Here is a 17,402-nt window from a genome sequence, read left to right on the forward strand (position 1 = left end):
CTCGCGGCCGCGTCACGCTCGCGGTCACGTCACGCTCGCGGTCACGTCACGGGCGTGAAATCACGGGCGCCGATGAACTCGGGCCTGCGGACCGGCGCCGCGAACGGCTCCACCGCCGCGTTCTCCACGCTGTTGAACACGATGAAGACGTTGCTGCGCGGGAACGGGGTGATGTTGTCCCCGGAGCCGTGCATGCAGTTGCAGTCGAACCAGGTCGCCGAACCGGCCCGGCCCGTGAAGAGCTTGATGCCGTGCCGGCCGGCGAAGCGGGTCAGCGCCTCGTCGGACGGGGTGCCCGCGTCCTGCATCTGGAGCGACTTCTTGTAGTTGTCCCGCGGGGTGGCTCCCGCACAGCCGAGGAACGTCTTGTGCGACCCCGGCATGATCATGAGGCCGCCGTTGGTGTCGCGGTTCTCGGTCAGCGCGATCGACACGGACACGGTCCGCATGTTCGGCAGTCCGTCCTCGGCGTGCCAGGTCTCGAAGTCCGAGTGCCAGTAGAACCCGCCGGCCCCGAAGCCCGGCTTGACGTTGATCCGCGACTGGTGGACGTAGACGTCCGAGCCGAGGATCTGCCGGGCCCGCCCGACGACCCGCTCGTCCCGTACGAGCGCGGCGAAGACCTCGCTGATCCGGTGCACCTCGAAGACGGACCGGATCTCCCGCGTGGCGGGCTCGACGATCGAGCGCTCGTCGGCGCGGATCGCCGGATCGGTGACCAGCCGCTCCAACTCGGCCCGGTAGAGGGCGACGTCGTCCTCGCCGATCAGCTCCTCGATCGCGAGGAAGCCGTCACGCTCGTACGCCTGGAGATCGGGCACGGAGAAGGGCCCCGGCGTGCCGGGCGTGCCCCAGACGACCGGCTCCTGGCGGGGGACGGACACCTCGGCGGCGCCGCGGCTGGGGTAGAGATCGGTGACGGTGGCGGGACTGGTCGTGGTGGTCGTGGTCATGGGGCTTCAGACCTCCTCGGGTTCGGTGAGCTGGGGGTCCCCCCAGGCATTCGGCTCTGGGGGAGGGTAGACGCCGTTCTCGTCGTGGTCCTCCCGTCCGGTGACGGGCGGATTGAAGACGCAGACGCACCGGAAGTCGGTCTTGGGGCGCATGGTGTGGCGCTCGTGGCCGTCGAGCAGGTACATCGTGCCCGGCGTGATCCAGTGCGTCTCACCGGTCTCGTCGTTGGTCAGCTCGGCCTCGCCCGCCACGCAGAGCACGGCCTCGATGTGGTTCGCGTACCACATCGACGTCTCCGTACCCGCGTACAGGACCGTCTCGTGGAGGGAGAAGCCCACCTTCTCCTTGGCGAGGACGATGCGCTTGCTCTCCCAGGTACCCGTCGCGGCCTTCACATGCCGGTCGGTGCCTTCGATGTCCTTGAACGAACGGACTATCACGGTGGTGCCGTGCCTTTCTGTCAGACGGTTTCGCGTACGGCGCGGGCGAGGGTGCGCAGGCCCTCGTCGAGCTCGTCGGGGGTGATGGTGAGCGCGGGGAGGAGTTTCACGACCTCGCTCTCCGGGCCGGAGGTCTCGATGAGCAGCCCGAGTTCGAAGGCGCGCTGCGCGACGCGCCCCGCACGCTCCTTCTCGTGGAACTCGAGGCCCCAGACGAGACCGCGACCCCGGTACTCCTTCACGTCGGCGAGGTTCTCCTCGGTGAGGGAGATCAGGGCCTGCTCGATCTGCTCGCCGCGGGCACGGGTCTGCTTCTCCATGGCGGACCCGTCGGACCAGTACGTCTCCAGGGCCGCGGCGGCGGTGACGAACGCGGGGTTGTTGCCGCGGAACGTGCCGTTGTGCTCGCCCGGCTCCCAGATGTCCAGCTCGGGCTTGAACAGGCACAGCGACATGGGCAGCCCGTACCCGCTGATGGACTTGGACACGGTCACGACGTCGGGCACGATCCCCGCCTCCTCGAAGGAGAAGAACGCTCCCGTCCGTCCGCAGCCCATCTGGATGTCGTCGACGATGAGCAGCATGTCGCGCCGCCGGCACAGGTCGGCGAGGGCGCGCAGCCACTCGGGCCGGGCGACGTTGATGCCGCCCTCGCCCTGCACGGTCTCGACGATGACCGCGGCGGGCTGGTTGAGCCCCGACCCCTGGTCCTCGAGCAGCCGCTCGAACCAGAGGAAGTCCGGCACCTGGCCGTCGAAGTAGTTGTCGAACGGCATCGGGGTCCCGTGCACGAGCGGGATCCCGGCGCCGGCCCGCTTGAAGGCGTTTCCGGTCACGGCCAGCGAGCCCAGCGACATCCCGTGGAAGGCGTTGGTGAAGGACACGATCGCCTCGCGCCCCTTCACCTTCCGCGCCAGCTTCAGCGCGGACTCGACGGCGTTGGTGCCCGTCGGCCCCGGGAACATGACCTTGTACGGCAGGTCGCGCGGCCGTAGGACGAGGTTCTGGAAGGTCTCGAGGAAGGCGCGCTTGGCGGTCGTCGACATGTCGAGACCGTGGGTGACGCCGTCGCGCTCCAGATAGTCGATGAGGGCCCGTTTGAGTACGGGGTTGTTGTGCCCGTAGTTCAGGGACCCCGCACCGGCGAAGAAGTCGAGGTATTCGTGCCCGTCCTCGTCGGACATCCGGCTGCCCCGGGCCCGGTCGAAGACGGTGGGCCAGCTGCGGCAGTAGCTGCGCACCTCCGACTCCAGGGTCTCGAAGACGCTCAGGTCGGGCTGGATGATGCTCACGGCGAATCGCTCCTCGGTGCGTGGGGGAGGGGGAGAAGTCAGGGGGAAGCCAGGCGGATGTCCGGGTCGGCCGGGGGCCCGCCCGGGTTCAGCCGGGGAGCGGACCGATCCGGTAGAGCACCTCGGGGTCGTGCGGTCCGTCCGGGAACTGCCCGGTCTCGAACAGCACTTCGTGCTCGACGCGTGCGCCGTGGCGTCGCGCGTACGAGGTGAACAGGCGCTCGGAGGCGGTGTTGCCGGGCGTGATCGTGGTCTCGACGGCGGTGATCGTCCGCTGCTGCGCGACCCGTGCGGTCAGCCCGTCGAGCAGGGCCGCGGCCAGTCCGCGTCCGCGGTGGGCGGCGTCGACGGCCACCTGCCACACGAGCAGGGTGCCCGGGCGCTCGGGCCGGACGTACCCGGTGACGAAGCCGACGGGCACGCCGTCCGCGTCGCGCGCCACCGCCGACGTACCGGCGAAGTCACGGCACCACAGCAGATAGCTGTACGAGGAGTTCAGGTCGAGGGTTCCGGAGTCCTTGGCGATATGCCAGAGCGCGGCTCCGTCCGCCACCTTCGGACGGTCGATCCGAAGGCCCTCCGGCATTTCCAGGAATTCCGCTTGCAGGTCTGCTTGTGCGGCGGTCATGCGGATTGAATTTACCGAGGGAAATCTCGAATTGCATCGTCGTCCGGGGTTACGTACGACGTCCCGTTATGTTATCACGCGCCCGTGAGAGTCCGGTGCTGCGCGTGATGTAAAGGGATGGTTTGCCCGGAAAATAGGGGAGGAAGTGGACGCGTTGTGGAGTGCGTCACAGACACGTAATCGCCACGAGACGTGCCCGAATTACGTCGGTCGGCGTTCGCGAAATCTTTGCGTTTAGGGACCGGGAAATCGGGCAGAAGAATACGGGAAGCTAATATTCGACTTAATGCAAGAATAAGCTTGGCGAGCGCCTCGTCAATTGATGTATTGATTGAGCCCGCCACGGGAGAAAGGGTGGGCGGGGGCTTGACCGATGGCCGGGACGCAGCCCCGCCCTCAGGGGCGCGGGGAACTGCGTGACCAGCCCCCGCCCACCCGCGGCCGGAGAACCCACCCGGGGTCCGGGGCGGAGTCCCGGGTCCGGGGCTAGGACCACGCCTTCGTCGTCGCGCGGCGTGCCGCTTCCAGGTCGGTCATGAGGCCGGACTCGGCCATCGCCGCCCCCAGCGCCGCGAGGCAGGAGTGCACGACCCCCGGCGTCGCATCGGGACCGTAGTGGTTCACCCGGATCATCTCCTTCGCCAGCGCACCCCCACCTACGACCAACGGCAACACCGGATCCGCGGCCAACGCCTTCGCGACCAGCACCCCCGCGTCGACCCCGGACGGCGCCCGCAAGGTCGTGGCGACCGGCGCCGCGTCCCCCGCCTCGTACACGTACGGTTCCAGCCCGCCACCGAGAGCGACCGCCCCCGCCCGCGTGGCCGCCGCCGCCAGGGCGTGGCGGCGCATCACCGCGTCGAGCCCCTCCGCCTCGATCCGCTCGACACACGCCTCCAGCGCCAGCATCTCCAGCTGCGCCGGCGCGTGCAGCAGCGCCTTGCGCCCGCCGTCGACCCACCGCTCCTTCCAGTCCAGCAGGGAGAGGTAGGACCGACGCGGTGCCCCGGGATTGGCGGCCATCCGCGCCCACGCCCGCTCGCTCACGGACACGGCCGACACTCCGGCAGGACCGCCCATCGCCTTCTGCGCCCCGATCACGCACAGGTCGACTCCCCACGCGTCCGGCAGCACCGGCTCCGCGCCGATCGAGGCGACGGCGTCCAGATAGAACAGCGCGCCGTGCGCACGCACCACCTCGCCGATCTCCGCGACGGGGTTCGTGTTGCCCGTCGCCGCCTCCGCGTGCACCAGCGAGACGAAGTCGATCGCCGGATGCTCGGCAAAGGCGTCACGCACCTGCGCGGCCGTCACCGCCGTGTGGAACGGCACCGCGAGATCGATCACCGTCGCCCCGCAGTCCCGCAGCCAGTCCCCGAAGGTCTGCCCGTACGGCCCGGTGATCACGTTGAGCGCGGTGGTGCCGGGCCCGGCCGTGGCGCGAATGGCACCCTCCAGGGGCAGCAGCGCCTCGCCCTGCATGATCACGACGTCCTGCTCGGTGGAGAGCAGTCGCGCCACGCGGTCCTCGATCGCCGCGAAGTGTGCGGCGCTCAGCGGGGCGAGGTCCAGGAAGGGATGGGTCACGGCGGTGCTCTCTTCGCTCACGGGTTCCAATGCGCAGCCCCGAGCGTATCCGGCGCCCTTGTCCCGCCTGTAGCGATCCTCGGTCGTAGGGGCGGACACCCCCAGGTCATACGGCCGGACGGGCCCACGAGGCATGACTTCCGAGGCCGAACGGCCCAACAGCCATCGGATTGGTTTGAGTGAGTCAAACTTTTCCTTATAATCGGAATCCCCCCTTCCCCCCACAGGAGGTCTCCGTGAACTCGGTCCTCGCCCGCCGGACGCGCATTCTGGCCGCCACCACCGCCACGGCCGGGCTGCTGCTCGTGGCCGGCTGTTCCTCGGGCGGCGGAGGCGGCCAGAGCAGCGCCAAGGGCGTTCCCCTGGTCAAGGCGGGCCAGGTCACGACCTGCACCCACCTCCCGTACCCGCCGTTCCAGTCGGAGATCAACGGCAAGGTGCAGGGCTTCGACGTCGCGCTGATCGACCTGGTCGCTGGGGACCTCGGTGTGAAGCAGGCCATCGTCGACACGCCCTTCGAGAACTTCAAGACGGGCGCGTTCCTCAACTCCGGCCAGTGCGACCTCGCCGCGGCCGGCATGACGATCACCCCGGAGCGCAAGAAGAACGTCGACTTCTCCGACCCGTACTTCGACGCCACCCAGGCCGTCCTGGTCGACAAGAAGAGCGGCGTCAACTCCCTCGCCGACGTCAAGGCCAAGGGCAAGAAGCTCGGCGCCCAGGCGCAGACCACGGGCGAGGAGTACGCGGCGAAGCAGGGCTTCGACTCGGTCTCCTTCGAGTCCTCCGACGCGGTCCTCAACGGCCTGCGCACCGGCCAGGTCCAGGCCGTCATCATCGACTACCCGGTCGTCCAGGGCTGGCTGAAGGACAAGGCCAACGCCGAGGCCTTCAAGGTGGTCGACAACCTCAACACCGGTGAGCAGTACGGCTTCACGGTCAAGAAGGGCAACACCAAGCTCCTCGCCGAGATCAACAAGACGATCAAGCAGGCCAAGGCCGACGGCACGTACAAGAAGCTCTACGAGAAGTGGATCGGCCCGTACCCCGCGTCCGCGGCCACCGTCTCCCCGTCCGCCTCATGAGTGATGCCGACGCACGACTCCAGCCCCGGAAGTCCGGCCTGACCCGGCGCCAGAAGCGCGCCCTCTCGCGCGGCGCGCAGTACGTCGTCTTCGTCGCCGCCGTGATTGCCTTCGCGGTCGCGGCGGACTGGGGGCGTCTGAAGAACCAGTTCGCGCAGTGGGACCTGGTCAAGCAGATGTTCCCGGACGTCATCACGCTGGCGCTGAAGAACACCGTGCTCTACACGATGTCCGGCTTCGTCGTCGGTCTCGTGCTCGGCCTGGTCATCGCCCTGATGCGGCTGTCCCCGGTGGGCCCCTACCGCTGGCTCGCCGGCATCTACATCGAGATCTTCCGCGGCCTGCCCGCCCTGCTGATCTTCGTCTTCGTGGGTGTCGCCGTGCCCCTGGCGTTCCCGGGCACGGAGATCCCCGGCGGTACGTACGGCAAGGTGGCGCTCGCGCTCGGCCTGGTCTCGGCCGCGTACATGGCCGAGACGATCCGCGCGGGCATCCAGGCGGTGCCCAAGGGACAGATGGAGGCGGCCCGGTCCCTGGGCTTCTCGCACGCCCGGGCCATGGTCTCGATCATCATCCCGCAGGCGTTCCGCATCGTGATCCCGCCGCTCACCAACGAACTCGTCCTCCTCTTCAAGGACTCCTCGCTGGTGCTGTTCCTCGGGGTCACCCTGGAGGAGCGCGAGCTCACCAAGTTCGGGCGCGACCTGGCTAGCCAGACCGCCAACTCCACACCGATCCTGGTCGCGGGCCTGTGCTACCTGCTCGTCACCGTGCCGCTCGGATTCGTCGTACGCCGCCTGGAGGCCAAGGCCGGGGAGGCCACCAAGTGACCAGCACCAGCACCAGCAGTAGTTCCAGCACCAGCACTCCGGAGATCCACGTCCGGGACCTCCACAAGTCCTTCGGCGACAACGACGTCCTGCGCGGTATCGACCTGGAGATCGGACAGGGCGAGGTCGTCTGCGTCATCGGACCCTCAGGCTCCGGCAAGTCCACCCTGCTCCGCTGCGTGAACCTCCTGGAGGAACCCACCAAGGGGCAGGTCTTCGTCGGCGGCAGCGAGGTCACGCACCCCGACGTCGACATCGACGCCGTACGCCGCCGGATCGGCATGGTCTTCCAGCAGTTCAACCTCTTCCCGCACCTGTCGGTGACCGAGAACCTCACGCTCCCGCAGCGCCGGGTGCTGAAGCGGGACAAGGAGGCGGCGGCCAAGGTCGCCGCCGAGAACCTGGAGCGGGTGGGCCTGTCCGAGAAGGCGGACGCCTACCCCTCCTCCCTCTCCGGCGGCCAGCAGCAGCGCGTCGCGATCGCCCGCGCGCTCGCCATGGGGCCCGAGGTGATGCTCTTCGACGAACCGACCTCGGCGCTCGACCCGGAGCTCGTCGGAGACGTGCTCGCCGTCATGCGCAGGCTCGCCCACGAGGGCATGACGATGATGGTCGTCACCCATGAGATGAGCTTCGCGCGCGAGGTCGCCGACCGGGTCGTCTTCATGGACGGCGGCGTGATCGTCGAGGACGGCGCCCCCGCGCAGGTCATCGGCAACCCGAGCCACGAGCGCACCCGCCACTTCCTGTCCCGGCTGCTGGACCCGGCGATGGCGGACGTCGAGGAGGACAGCGCCCCGTAGGGGAGCGGGGCTGTGACACTGTGCGGCTCCGCCGCGTGGGCGCGACCAGCCGCGAACCACCCGCAGCGGCAGAACTAAGGTTCTCCCCATGAGCGATCAAGCGGTGCTGCATGTGAGAGGCAGGGTGCTCGTCGGCGCCGACGACGTGCGGGACGAGCTGTGGGTCGTCGGCGGCCGGATCTCCTACGAGCGCCCCGGCGCCCGCGACATCCGTACCGTCGAGGGCTGGGCCCTGCCCGGTCTCGTCGACGCGCACTGTCACGTCGGCCTCGACGCGCACGGGCCCGTCCCCGACGACGTCTCCGAGAAGCAGGCGCTCACCGACCGCGAGGCCGGCACCCTGCTCGTCCGGGACGCGGGCTCGCCCTCCGACACCCGCTGGATCGACGACCGCGCCGACCTCCCGAAGATCATCCGTGCGGGCCGGCACATCGCCCGCACCCGCCGCTACATCCGCAACTACGCGCACGAGATCGAGCCGGAGGACCTGGTCGCGTACGTCGCCCAGGAGGCCCGGCGCGGCGACGGCTGGGTGAAACTGGTCGGCGACTGGATCGACCGCGAGACGGGCGACCTCAGTGCCTGCTGGCCGCGCGAGGCCGCTGCGGCGGCGATCGCCGAGGCGCACCGCCTCGGCGCACGCGTGACCGCGCACTGCTTCGCGGAGGACTCGCTCAGGGACCTGGTCGAGGCGGGCATCGACTGCGTCGAGCACGCGACCGGCCTGACCGAGGAGACGATCCCCCTCTTCGCCTCCCGAGGGGTCGCGATCGTCCCCACGCTCGTCAACATCGCCACCTTCCCGCAGCTCGCCGCCGGGGGAGAGACGAAGTTCCCGCGCTGGTCGGCGCACATGCGGGCACTGCACGAGCGCCGCTACGACACCGTGCGCGCCGCCTACGACGCCGGAGTCCCGGTCTATGTCGGCACCGACGCGGGCGGTTCACTCGCCCACGGTCTGGTGGCCGGCGAGGTCGCCGAGCTCGTCACCGCGGGCATCCCGCCGGTCGAGGCGCTGTCCGCGACGACCTGGGGCGCCCGGCGGTGGCTCGGGCGGCCGGGGCTCGACGAGGGCGCGCCCGCCGACCTCGTGGTGTACGAGGGGGATCCGCGCGCGGACGTACGGGTGCTGGCGGCTCCGCGCCGGGTCGTGCTGAACGGGCGGGTTGTCGGCTAGGTCCTGTCGTCGGAGAGGCCGGCCGAGAGATCGGCCGAGAGGTCGTCGCTCGTCCGGTTGACGGAGCGTTACGCGTCCGCCGGTCGCCTCGTTACGCACCACCGTGCGCGCTCCGGAGCGTCGACCGGCGTGTTCGGGGCGGTGCTGTTGAGTGGGTGACAGCGGGGAACATCCGTGCCCAGCGGCGTCGGAAGATTCGAACGAACTCCCGGAAACCCCACGTTGGAGTGAAGTCGCGTCAGGTTGCTGACTGTTCACTCTCGGTGCGTAATTCTTGCCGGGTCCCGAGCTGTTCTCTCCTGGGGGTCCCACCCTTGAACGCCAACACCAACTTCCGCATGCCCGCACGCCGTTTCACCGCCACCGCGGCGGCCACCGTCCTCGCCGCCGGTCCGGTGGTGCTGGCCGGTGCGGGTGCCGCGCACGCGAGCGCCGACCACGGGCGCGCGAGCGCCGTCGTGCTGCGTACCGGGCTCGACGTGTCCCTGCTCAACAAGACCGTGAACGTCCCGCTCGCGGTCTCCCTCAACGAGGTGCGGGCGCCGCGGAGCGCGGAGCGGACCGCGCTGACGGCGAGGCTGGACGGGGTCGACGGCGGTCAGCCGTTCAGTGTGCTGCGGGCGGATGTCGCCTCCGCGAAGGCGACGGTGTCCGCGTCGGGGGCCGAGGCGTCCACGAACCTCACCCATGCGCGGATCCATGTCCCCGGGCTGCCGTTGCTGTCCCTCATCGAGGTCGGGCAGGTGACCTCGAAGGCGACCTGTGAGGCGGGGCGCAAGCCCGTGGCTTCCGCCACCCTCCTGGGCGGAGTGACCGTCCTCGGCAAGAAGGTGACACTGACGGTGGGCGGTCCGACGGAGGTGAAGGTGCCGGGGGTCGGTGAGGTCCGGATCGACTTCTCCAGGACGCGGACCACGTCCCGTACGGCGGCCGCGTCCGCGCTCGAACTCAAGGTCTCCGTCAACCCGTTGAAGCTGAACGTGGCGGATGTGGAAGGCACCCTGACCCTCGGGTCCGTCACGTGCGAGTCCCCGTCCGCGCCCGCTGTCTCCGTGTCCGCCCCTCCCCCCGACATCAAGCCCCAGGGGGCACCGGCGGAGTCGGGCCTCGCCGAGACCGGTGGCGCGTCGACGACTCCGTACGTGGTGGGGGGCGGGGTCGTACTCCTGGCGGTGGGCGGAGCGGCCGTCGCCGTGGCCCGCCGCCGTGCCTGACCCCGACCCGAACGGCCTCGTCCTCGAACGCCGGATGGGCTGAATGATGCGCGCAAGCGCTCCTGAGGGGCGCGGGGAACGGCGCGGCCGACCCCCACTCACCCGCAGCCGAAACCCTCCGCACCCACCCTCATCCCCCAGCCACGACCATCGCCCGATCCAGCGCCTGGAGGAATCCATTGACGGTGGCCCGGTTTCGTATGGCCAGGCGGAGCCAGTCGTCCCCCAGTCCCGGAAACGTGTCCCCGCGCCGCACCGCGAACCCCAGCCCCCGCAACTGACGCCGCACCACCAACGCCCGAGGCAGCCGGATCAGCACGAACGGACCCTCGGCGGGCTCGACGACCCGCAACCCGTCGGGCTCGAACTCCCTGAGCCCCGCGACGAGATGGGCCCGGTCGGAGGCGACCCGCCGAGCCGCGTGGGCGGCCTCGGCGAGCGCCCGGGGCGACACGCACACCTCGGCCGCCGCGAGGGCGGGCGTGGAGACGGGCCAGAGCGGCTGCGCACGGGACAGCTCGCGGACCGTGTCGGGCGCGGCCAGGACGTACCCGATCCGCAACCCCGCCAGCCCCCACGTCTTCGTGAGGCTGCGCAGCACGACAAGCCCGGGAACGTCCGTCCGCCCGGCCAGCGCCTCCCGCTCACCCGGCACCGCGTCCATGAACGCCTCGTCGACCACCAGCGTCCGCCCGGGCCGCGCGAGCGCGGCGATCGCGGCCGCCGGGTGCAGCACGGACGTCGGATTGGTCGGGTTGCCGATCACGACGAGGTCCGCGTCCTCGGGTACGGCCGCGGGGTCCAGCCGAAACCCGTCCGCCTCACGCAACAGCACCCGGTCCACCGTGTGGCCGGCATCCCGCAGCGCCGCCTCCGGCTCGGTGAACTGGGGGTGGATCACGACCGGCTGACGGACCTTCAGGGCGCGGGCCAGCAGCACGAACGCCTCCGCCGCGCCCGCCGTCAGGAGCACCCGCTCCACCGGCACCCCGTGCCGCGCCGCCACCGCCGCCCGCGCGGCCCGCCCGTCCGGGTAGGCCGCGAGGCCGTCCAGCGACGCGGCGACGTGCTCGCGCAACCAGGCCGGCGGCGTCTCCGCACGGACGTTCACGGCGAGATCGGTGAGTGCCGAGCCGTCGTCCCGCACCTCGGCGTCCCCGTGGTGCCGCAGATCGTGCGCGTCGTCGGCGCGCGAACCGCCGCCGTACGCGTCGCCGCCGTGCGCACCCTCAGTGTGCATGCGCGTGCCCGCCGTGGTGGTGCCCGTGGTGATGTCCCTCGTGGTGGTGCCCGTCGTCGTCCGGGTGGAAGTGCGGCTGCTGGGGGAGGCCCACCTTGTCCTCGAAGCCGGGCAGCGCGATGCGGTAGACGCAGGAGTCGCAGTTCATCCGCAGGTCGCCCTCGACCGCCTCCCGGTACCGCTCCATGACCAGGTCGAGCAGCTCCGGCTCGGGGCCGATGACCCCGGCCGAGCGCACCTCGACGTCCGGGTGCGCGGCCGCCCAGCCCTCGGTCTGCTGTCGTACCCGGTCCGGGAGGATGCCCGTGAACAGGAAGTAGGGAAGGACCACGATCCGCCGCGCGCCCAGCTTCACACAGCGGTCCAGGCCCGACGGGACGTCCGGCGCCGCCAGCGACACGAACGCCGTCTCGACGCCCGCGTACCCGCGTCCCTCCCACAGCAGCCGCGCCGCCTTGTGCACCTCGGCGTTGGCGTCCGGGTCGGTGGAGCCGCGCCCGACGAGCAGCACGGTGACGTCGGACCGGTCCTGCGGCGTACGGACCGCGGAGCCGAGCGCCTCGTCCAGCCGCCGCTCGAGCACCGCAAGGAGCGACGGGTGCGGGCCCAGCGGGCGCCCGTAGGTGTACGAGATCCCGGGGTGCCGCTCCTTCTCACGGGCCAGCGCCGCCGGGATGTCCCCCTTGGCGTGCCCGGCGGACACCAGCATCAGCGGGACGGCGGCGAACCGGCGTACCCCCTGCTCGACCAGTTCGGTCACGGCGTCACCCAGCGGCGGCGGCGACAGTTCGATGAACCCACCGGCGACGGGCAGTTCGGGGTGACGGTGCCCCAACTGCCGTACGAAGTCGCGGAAGGCCTCGGCTCCGGCCGCGTCCCGGGTGCCGTGACCGGCGATGAGCAGGGCGGGGGGCGGGGTGGTCACGAAAACTCCTTGGTTGCGGGGTGGTACAGCAGGGCGTTGAGCGCGGCGGCGGCGACCGCCGAGCCGCCCTTCTCGGACACGTTGCTGACGGCGGGCAGCCCGCTGTCGCGCAGCGCGGCCTTGGACTCGGCGGCGCCGACGAAGCCGACGGGCAGACCGATGACGAGCGCCGGGTCGGCGTCGAGGGTCAGCAGCTCCTCCAGGGCGGTCGGCGCACAGCCGATCACCCAGAGCGCGCCGGGCCCGACGTCCTCGTACGCGAGCCGGATCGCGTGGGCCGAACGGGTCAGCCCCGGGCCGGACTTGGCGTCCCTGAGGCGGCAGACGGTGTCGCGGCGCGTGATGCCCGCCGCGACCATCTCCACGTCCACCACGACCGGTGCTCCGGCGTGCAGCGCCGTGTGCGCCTTCGCCAGGGCGCTCTCGTCGGTGACGAGGTCGTCCGCGTAGTCGAGGTCGGCCGCGGAGTGGATGACCCGCTCCACGACCGCCCGCGTCAGCGGCGGGAAGTGCGAGGTGTCCAGGCGGGCACGCAGCCGCCGGAAGGACTCCTGCTCGATGGGGTGCACGACCCGGTTCTCCGGGAACACCTGGCTCACTCGGCTCACTTGGGCTCCTTCTGCCAGCGGTAGCCGCGCGGTGTCACCATGCGCCCGGCGATCTCACGCGTCGCCGTGTTGCCCACGGTCACCACGGTCATCATGTCGACGATCGCCGGATCCAGGGACCCCAGCGACGTCACCCGGCTCGACTCGTCCGGCCGGGAGGCGTTGCGCACGACCCCGACCGGCGTCGTCGGCTCCCGGTGCTCGGCGAGGATCGTGAGCGCCTTCGGGAGCTGCCAGTCACGGCCCCGGCTGCGCGGGTTGTAGAAGGTCACGACGATGTCGGCCTCGGCGGCGGCCCGCACCCGGCGCTCGATGACCTCCCACGGTGTGTGCAGGTCGGAGAGGCTGATCGACACGTGGTCGTGGCCCAGTGGCGCGCCCAGGATCGCTCCGGCCGCGAGCGCGGCGGTCACGCCCGGCACCCCGACCACGTCGATGTCGTCGGACGCCTCGGCCAGTGCCGGTGACGCCATCGCGTACACGCCCGCGTCCCCGCTGCCGATCAGCGCGACGGCCTGCCCGCGCCGTGCCTCGGCGACCGCCGTGCGCGCCCGCTCCTCCTCGGCTCCGAGCCCGGACTCCAGGATCCGGGTGCCGGGCCGCAGCAGATCGCGGATCTGGTCGACGTACTGGTCGAGCCCGACGAGCACCGACGCCCGCCGCAGCTCCTCCTTCGCCCGCGGGGTGAGCAGGTCACGGGCACCGGGCCCGAGCCCGACCACCGCGAGCCGGCCGCGCGCCACGCGGCGCACGACGGCACAGGTGGCCATCGCGGGCCGCCCGTCCGCACGCGTCGACTTCCGCTTGGGTACGAGGAGTTCACCGCCGCGTGCGAGGGCGGCGGCCTCCGCAACGGAGGGGGTGCCGACGGCGGTGAGCGGCGCGTCCGAGGGGTTCGGCACGTCCACCGTCGCCAACTCCTCGGCGGTGTACGTCACCACGGGCACCCCGAGCCGTCCGGCGGCCTCGATGATGCCGGGCTCCTCGGCCTTGGCGTCGACGGTGGCCAGCTCCGCGACGGACCTCGCGGACAGCCCGGCGTCACGGAGCACGTCCTCGACGAGGCCGAGGATCTCCGCCACCGGGGCGCCCTTGGACGCGCCGACCCCCACCACGAGGGAGGGCGGCCGCAGCACCACCTCGCGCTCGCCGGGCGCCACGGCCCGGTCGGTGACCCGAATGCCGTACGTGCCCTCCGTCGCGACCGGCAGGGGCGGCAACGGCCACGCCAGGTCGGCCCGCAGAGCGACGGGTTCGCCGTCCAGCAGCGCCCGGGTGACCGCGGCGACCTCCCCCTCCACGGGGAAGCCGAGCGTGTCGAGACCCGGCACCGCGACCGCGTCCGTCGCCGTCGTCACCACCGGCTCGGCCCCCAGCAACTCGCCCACCTCGCGGGCGAGTTCATTGGCGCCGCCGCCATGACCGCCGACGAGCGACACGGCGAACCGGCCGCCCTCGTCCACGCACACGACCCCCGGGTCGGACGTCTTGTCGCCCAGCAGCGGCGCGATCAGCCGCACCACCGCGCCCGTGGCGAGGAAGCACACCAACTGGTCGCACTCCGCGAAGGCCCGCCGCACGGCGTCCCCGACGGACCCGTCGTACACCCGCGTACGGGTGGGCCAGGCCGCGGCCAGCCGGTCACGGGCCGCCGTGCCCGCCGCCGTGGCGGAAATCAGGCCGATCACTGGTGGACTCCTTCGGTACGTGCCGGAGGCCGGACGCCCCACAGCAGAAAAACGGGGTTGGTGGCCGCGAGCCGGGTGACGTTCCCCGGCAGCGGCGCGAGCCGGGAGGACTGCAGCAGTACGCCGTCGCAGTCGAACCCGGCGGCGGTCAGCGCCTCCCGGGCCGCCGGCACCCGGTCGAGCGCGGCCATGGCGACGACGACGGCCCGTCGGGCCCGCCGCGCGCAGACGGTCACGATGGCGGGCAGCTCGCGCCCCCCGCCGCCGATGAACACGGCGTCCGGATCGTCCAGGTCGGACAGCACGGTCGGCGCGGCCCCGTGCACCACCCGGACGTCGACGCCGTGCGCCTCGGCGTTGGCGAGGATCCGGTCGCAGCCGTCCCGTGTCTTCTCGATCGCGGTGACGGCGGCCCCGAACCGCGCGCACTCCACGGCGACGGAGCCGGAGCCCGCGCCGACGTCCCAGACCTGCTCGCCGAGGCGCGGCCCGAGCCGGGCCAGCGCCAGCGCCCGCACCTCGAACTTGCTGATCATCGAGTCGCGGTGGGTGAACTCGCGCTCGTCCAGAGCCCACCGGTCGGGTCCGGCCGGGGGTCCGGCGACCGTCCGCACGGGGACGAGGGCCCGCGACTCGTCGAGGCACAGGACGACACTCACCGCCGTGCCCCAGTCGCGGCCCGCGGCCTGAGCCGGGGTGACCCGCTCGACCCGCTCGTGTGCGGGGTCGCCGAGGGCGCTCGCCACGACGAGGACGCGCCCGGCGCGGGGGTGGACGAGGGCGGCGCCCAGCTCGGCGGGCCCGGAGCCGGGGCCGGTCAGCACCGCCACCTTCGGGTGGGAGCGGCAGACCTGGACGGCTGTGCGCAGCGCGCGCCCGTGGGCGCTCACCACCACCGCGTCGTCCCAGGGCAGCCCGAGCCGCGCGAAGGCGGTCGCGACGGACGAGACACCGGGGCGCACGTCCAGCCGCTCGGCCCCGAACCGCTCGGCCAGCGCCCGCACGATCCCGAAGAACCCGGGGTCACCGGAGGCGAGCACGACGACACGCCGCTCCTTTTCCAGGCATCCCTCGATCGCGTCAAGGGCGGGCGCGAGCGGCCCGAGGACGATCCGCTCCATCGCGTCCGGCAGCCGCGCGGCCGCCAGATGGCGTCGGGCGCCCACGACGAGCCCGGCCTCGGCCAGCGCGTCCGAGGCGTCCGTGGGGAGCGGTGCCCCCGTCCCCGTACCGAAGACGGTGATCACGAAGGACTGCCCTTGCGGGCCGCGCGCAGCTCCGCGCGCGCCTGCGGATCGGCCCTGCGGAAGCCGTGGAAGTGGCCGGGGTGGTAGAGGTGCGAGCGGGTGCCGGTCGCGTCGAGGGCGGGGCCGACCAGGAAGAGGGTGTGCTTCCAGAGCTTGTGCTCCTTGACGGTCTCCTCCAGCGTCTCGATCGTGCACTTCACGATCAGCTCCTCCGGCCAGGTCGCCTGGTAGGCGACCACGACCGGCGTGGACGTCGGATAGCCGCCCTCCAGCAGCTCCCGTACGAGCTGTCCGCTGCGGGCGGCCGACAGGAACAGCGCCATGGTCGTGCCGTGCCGCGCGAACTCCCGCACCTCCTCGCCGGGCGGCATGGGCGTCTTGCCGCCGCCGAGCCGGGTGAGGATCACGGACTGCGCGACCTCGGGGATCGTCAGCTCGCGCTGGGCGAGCGCGGCCACGGCGGAGAAGGAGGAGACGCCGGGAATGATCTCGGTCTCGACGCCGAGGTCCGCACACCGGTCCAGCTGCTCCTGCGTACCGCCCCACAGGGCCGGGTCGCCGGAGTGGATGCGGGCCACCTTCAGCCCGTCGGCCGCCGCCCGTTCGTACACGGCCACGACGTCCTCCAGGGACATCGTCGCCGAGTCCAGGATCTCCGCCCCCTCGCGCGCGTGCTCGAGGACCTCGGCCTGCACCAGGCTGGCCGCCCAGATCACGACGTCGGCCTCGGCGATGGCGCGCGCGGCGCGGAACGTCAGCAGGTCGGCGGCGCCGGGCCCTGCCCCGACGATGGTCACCTTGCCGGTGGGGGCATCGGCCATGGGAATCGGTCCTCTCCTACGGATGAATCGGGTGCTGCGAGAAGTCGGTGGGCGCGTCAGTGAGTGCGAGGTTGTCGCCGGATGTGCGCGAACGGGGTGCGATCGGATACGAAGGGTTCATGGCGGTCTTCGTCGCGCTCGGCGCGTTCCTGATGACGCTGGCCGGCGGCTGGACGGCACAGCGGGTCACCGACCGCCGCCATCTGGTGCTGGGCCTGGCGGGCGGGCTGATGCTCGGCGTGGTCGGCCTGGACCTGCTCCCGGAGGCGCTGAACGCGGCGGGTGAGGAGGTGTTCGGTGTGCCGGCGGCCCTGCTGCTGTTCGTCGCCGGGTTCCTGCTGGCCCATTTGGTGGAACGTCTGCTGGCCGCCCGGCAGGCCGCGCACGGCGGCGAGGAGCACGACGGACGCGCGCCCGAGGTGGGCCTGACGGCCGCCGCGGCGATGGTCGGGCACAGCGCCATGGACGGCGTCGCGATCGGCGCCGCCTTCCAGGTCGGCGGCGGCATGGGCCTTGCGGTCGCGCTCGCGGTGATCGCCCACGACTTCGCGGACGGCTTCAACACGTACACGATCACGAGCCTGTACGGGAACGCGCGTCGCAAGGCGATCACGATGCTGTTCGCGGACGCGGTGGCCCCGGTGATCGGCGCCGCCTCGACCCTGTTCTTCACCATCCCGGAGAAGGCGCTCGGCGGCTATCTCGGCCTCTTCGGCGGCGTACTGCTGTACCTCGCCGCCGCCGAGATCCTCCCCGAGGCGCACCACGAGCACCCGGCCCGCTCGACCCTGCTGTGCACGATCGCGGGGGCGGGGTTCATCTGGCTGGTGGTGGGTCTCGCCGGAAGCGGGTGATCTTCCCGG

General features: G+C 71.7%; 17 protein-coding genes. 6 read left to right on the forward strand and 11 right to left on the reverse strand.

What is annotated here, in order from left to right:
- Positions 1-41: 41 nt before the first annotated feature.
- The 5 genes from thpD to ACZ69M_RS30600 form a co-directional block, all read right to left on the reverse strand.
- A complete protein-coding gene (gene thpD, locus ACZ69M_RS30580) occupies positions 42-953 on the reverse strand; it encodes an ectoine hydroxylase (RefSeq protein ID WP_470054837.1) in 912 nt (303 codons plus the stop codon).
- Positions 954-959: 6 nt separating this feature from the next.
- On the reverse strand, positions 960-1,394 hold the full coding sequence (locus ACZ69M_RS30585) for an ectoine synthase (RefSeq protein WP_261686062.1): 435 nt from the start codon (positions 1,392-1,394) through the stop codon (positions 960-962).
- 20 nt (positions 1,395-1,414) lie between these two features.
- On the reverse strand, positions 1,415-2,686 hold the full coding sequence (gene ectB / locus ACZ69M_RS30590; protein ID WP_470054840.1) for a diaminobutyrate--2-oxoglutarate transaminase: 1,272 nt from the start codon (positions 2,684-2,686) through the stop codon (positions 1,415-1,417).
- A gap of 88 nt (positions 2,687-2,774) precedes the next feature.
- Positions 2,775-3,314 carry a diaminobutyrate acetyltransferase gene (gene ectA / locus ACZ69M_RS30595; RefSeq protein ID WP_470054842.1) on the reverse strand — a complete coding sequence of 180 codons (540 nt, stop codon included), beginning with the start codon at positions 3,312-3,314 and terminating at the stop codon, positions 2,775-2,777.
- 486 nt (positions 3,315-3,800) lie between these two features.
- A complete protein-coding gene (locus ACZ69M_RS30600) occupies positions 3,801-4,901 on the reverse strand; it encodes a pyridoxal-phosphate-dependent aminotransferase family protein (protein WP_470054991.1) in 1,101 nt (366 codons plus the stop codon).
- Positions 4,902-5,137: 236 nt separating this feature from the next.
- Between ACZ69M_RS30600 and ACZ69M_RS30605 the strand changes: the two genes are divergently transcribed.
- The 5 genes from ACZ69M_RS30605 (at position 5,138) to ACZ69M_RS30625 (ending at position 10,010) form a co-directional block, all read left to right on the forward strand.
- On the forward strand, positions 5,138-5,986 hold the full coding sequence (locus ACZ69M_RS30605) for a transporter substrate-binding domain-containing protein (RefSeq protein WP_470054844.1): 849 nt from the start codon (positions 5,138-5,140) through the stop codon (positions 5,984-5,986).
- The gene (locus tag ACZ69M_RS30610) at positions 5,983-6,816 is read left to right on the forward strand and encodes an amino acid ABC transporter permease (RefSeq protein ID WP_470054846.1); all 834 of its coding nucleotides are present in this window, start codon (positions 5,983-5,985) and stop codon (positions 6,814-6,816) included. Before ACZ69M_RS30605 ends, ACZ69M_RS30610 begins: the two co-directional genes overlap by 4 nt.
- Positions 6,813-7,619 (forward strand): amino acid ABC transporter ATP-binding protein, encoded by an 807-nt coding sequence (locus ACZ69M_RS30615; protein WP_470054848.1) that lies wholly within the window; start codon positions 6,813-6,815, stop codon positions 7,617-7,619. Before ACZ69M_RS30610 ends, ACZ69M_RS30615 begins: the two co-directional genes overlap by 4 nt.
- Before the next feature lie 88 nt (positions 7,620-7,707).
- Entirely contained in the window at positions 7,708-8,796 is a 1,089-nt protein-coding gene (locus tag ACZ69M_RS30620; RefSeq protein WP_470054850.1) for an amidohydrolase family protein, read from the forward strand.
- 314 nt (positions 8,797-9,110) lie between these two features.
- Entirely contained in the window at positions 9,111-10,010 is a 900-nt protein-coding gene (locus ACZ69M_RS30625; RefSeq protein ID WP_470054852.1) for an SCO1860 family LAETG-anchored protein, read from the forward strand.
- A 130-nt stretch (positions 10,011-10,140) separates the two neighbouring features.
- Here the strand turns inward: ACZ69M_RS30625 and cobC are convergent, their stop codons facing one another.
- The 6 genes from cobC to cobM are packed head-to-tail and all read right to left on the reverse strand — an operon-like array spanning position 10,141 to position 16,539.
- Positions 10,141-11,250 carry an Rv2231c family pyridoxal phosphate-dependent protein CobC gene (cobC, locus tag ACZ69M_RS30630; protein WP_470054854.1) on the reverse strand — a complete coding sequence of 370 codons (1,110 nt, stop codon included), beginning with the start codon at positions 11,248-11,250 and terminating at the stop codon, positions 10,141-10,143.
- Positions 11,240-12,175 (reverse strand): sirohydrochlorin chelatase, encoded by a 936-nt coding sequence (locus ACZ69M_RS30635; protein WP_470054856.1) that lies wholly within the window; start codon positions 12,173-12,175, stop codon positions 11,240-11,242. Before ACZ69M_RS30635 ends, cobC begins: the two co-directional genes overlap by 11 nt.
- Positions 12,172-12,774: a precorrin-8X methylmutase gene (locus ACZ69M_RS30640; protein ID WP_470054993.1), complete on the reverse strand. Its 603-nt coding sequence runs from the start codon at positions 12,772-12,774 to the stop codon at positions 12,172-12,174. Before ACZ69M_RS30640 ends, ACZ69M_RS30635 begins: the two co-directional genes overlap by 4 nt.
- Before the next feature lie 5 nt (positions 12,775-12,779).
- Positions 12,780-14,471: a precorrin-3B C(17)-methyltransferase gene (gene cobJ, locus ACZ69M_RS30645; RefSeq protein ID WP_470054858.1), complete on the reverse strand. Its 1,692-nt coding sequence runs from the start codon at positions 14,469-14,471 to the stop codon at positions 12,780-12,782.
- On the reverse strand, positions 14,468-15,718 hold the full coding sequence (gene cbiE / locus ACZ69M_RS30650) for a precorrin-6y C5,15-methyltransferase (decarboxylating) subunit CbiE (protein ID WP_470054860.1): 1,251 nt from the start codon (positions 15,716-15,718) through the stop codon (positions 14,468-14,470). The genes cobJ and cbiE overlap by 4 nt, the downstream gene beginning before the upstream one ends.
- On the reverse strand, positions 15,715-16,539 hold the full coding sequence (cobM, locus tag ACZ69M_RS30655; RefSeq protein WP_075026154.1) for a precorrin-4 C(11)-methyltransferase: 825 nt from the start codon (positions 16,537-16,539) through the stop codon (positions 15,715-15,717). Before cobM ends, cbiE begins: the two co-directional genes overlap by 4 nt.
- 119 nt (positions 16,540-16,658) lie before the next feature.
- On the opposite strand from cobM, the gene ACZ69M_RS30660 reads away from it, so the two are divergent.
- On the forward strand, positions 16,659-17,393 hold the full coding sequence (locus ACZ69M_RS30660) for a ZIP family metal transporter (protein WP_403692898.1): 735 nt from the start codon (positions 16,659-16,661) through the stop codon (positions 17,391-17,393).
- Positions 17,394-17,402 lie beyond the last annotated feature (9 nt).

The organism is Streptomyces sp. NPDC107454 (assembly GCF_055582885.1).

Bases quoted from the DNA above. Each gene is read 5' to 3' on its own strand.
- ACZ69M_RS30660 (WP_403692898.1), top strand. From the start codon at position 16,659: ATGGCGGTCTTCGTCGCGCTCGGCGCGTTCCTGATGACGCTGGCCGGC.
- ACZ69M_RS30610 (WP_470054846.1), top strand. From the start codon at position 5,983: ATGAGTGATGCCGACGCACGACTCCAGCCCCGGAAGTCCGGCCTGACC.
- cobM (WP_075026154.1), bottom strand. From the start codon at position 16,539: ATGGCCGATGCCCCCACCGGCAAGGTGACCATCGTCGGGGCAGGGCCC.
- thpD (WP_470054837.1), bottom strand. From the start codon at position 953: ATGACCACGACCACCACGACCAGTCCCGCCACCGTCACCGATCTCTAC.
- ectA (WP_470054842.1), bottom strand. From the start codon at position 3,314: ATGACCGCCGCACAAGCAGACCTGCAAGCGGAATTCCTGGAAATGCCG.
- cobC (WP_470054854.1), bottom strand. From the start codon at position 11,250: ATGCACACTGAGGGTGCGCACGGCGGCGACGCGTACGGCGGCGGTTCG.
- ACZ69M_RS30620 (WP_470054850.1), top strand. From the start codon at position 7,708: ATGAGCGATCAAGCGGTGCTGCATGTGAGAGGCAGGGTGCTCGTCGGC.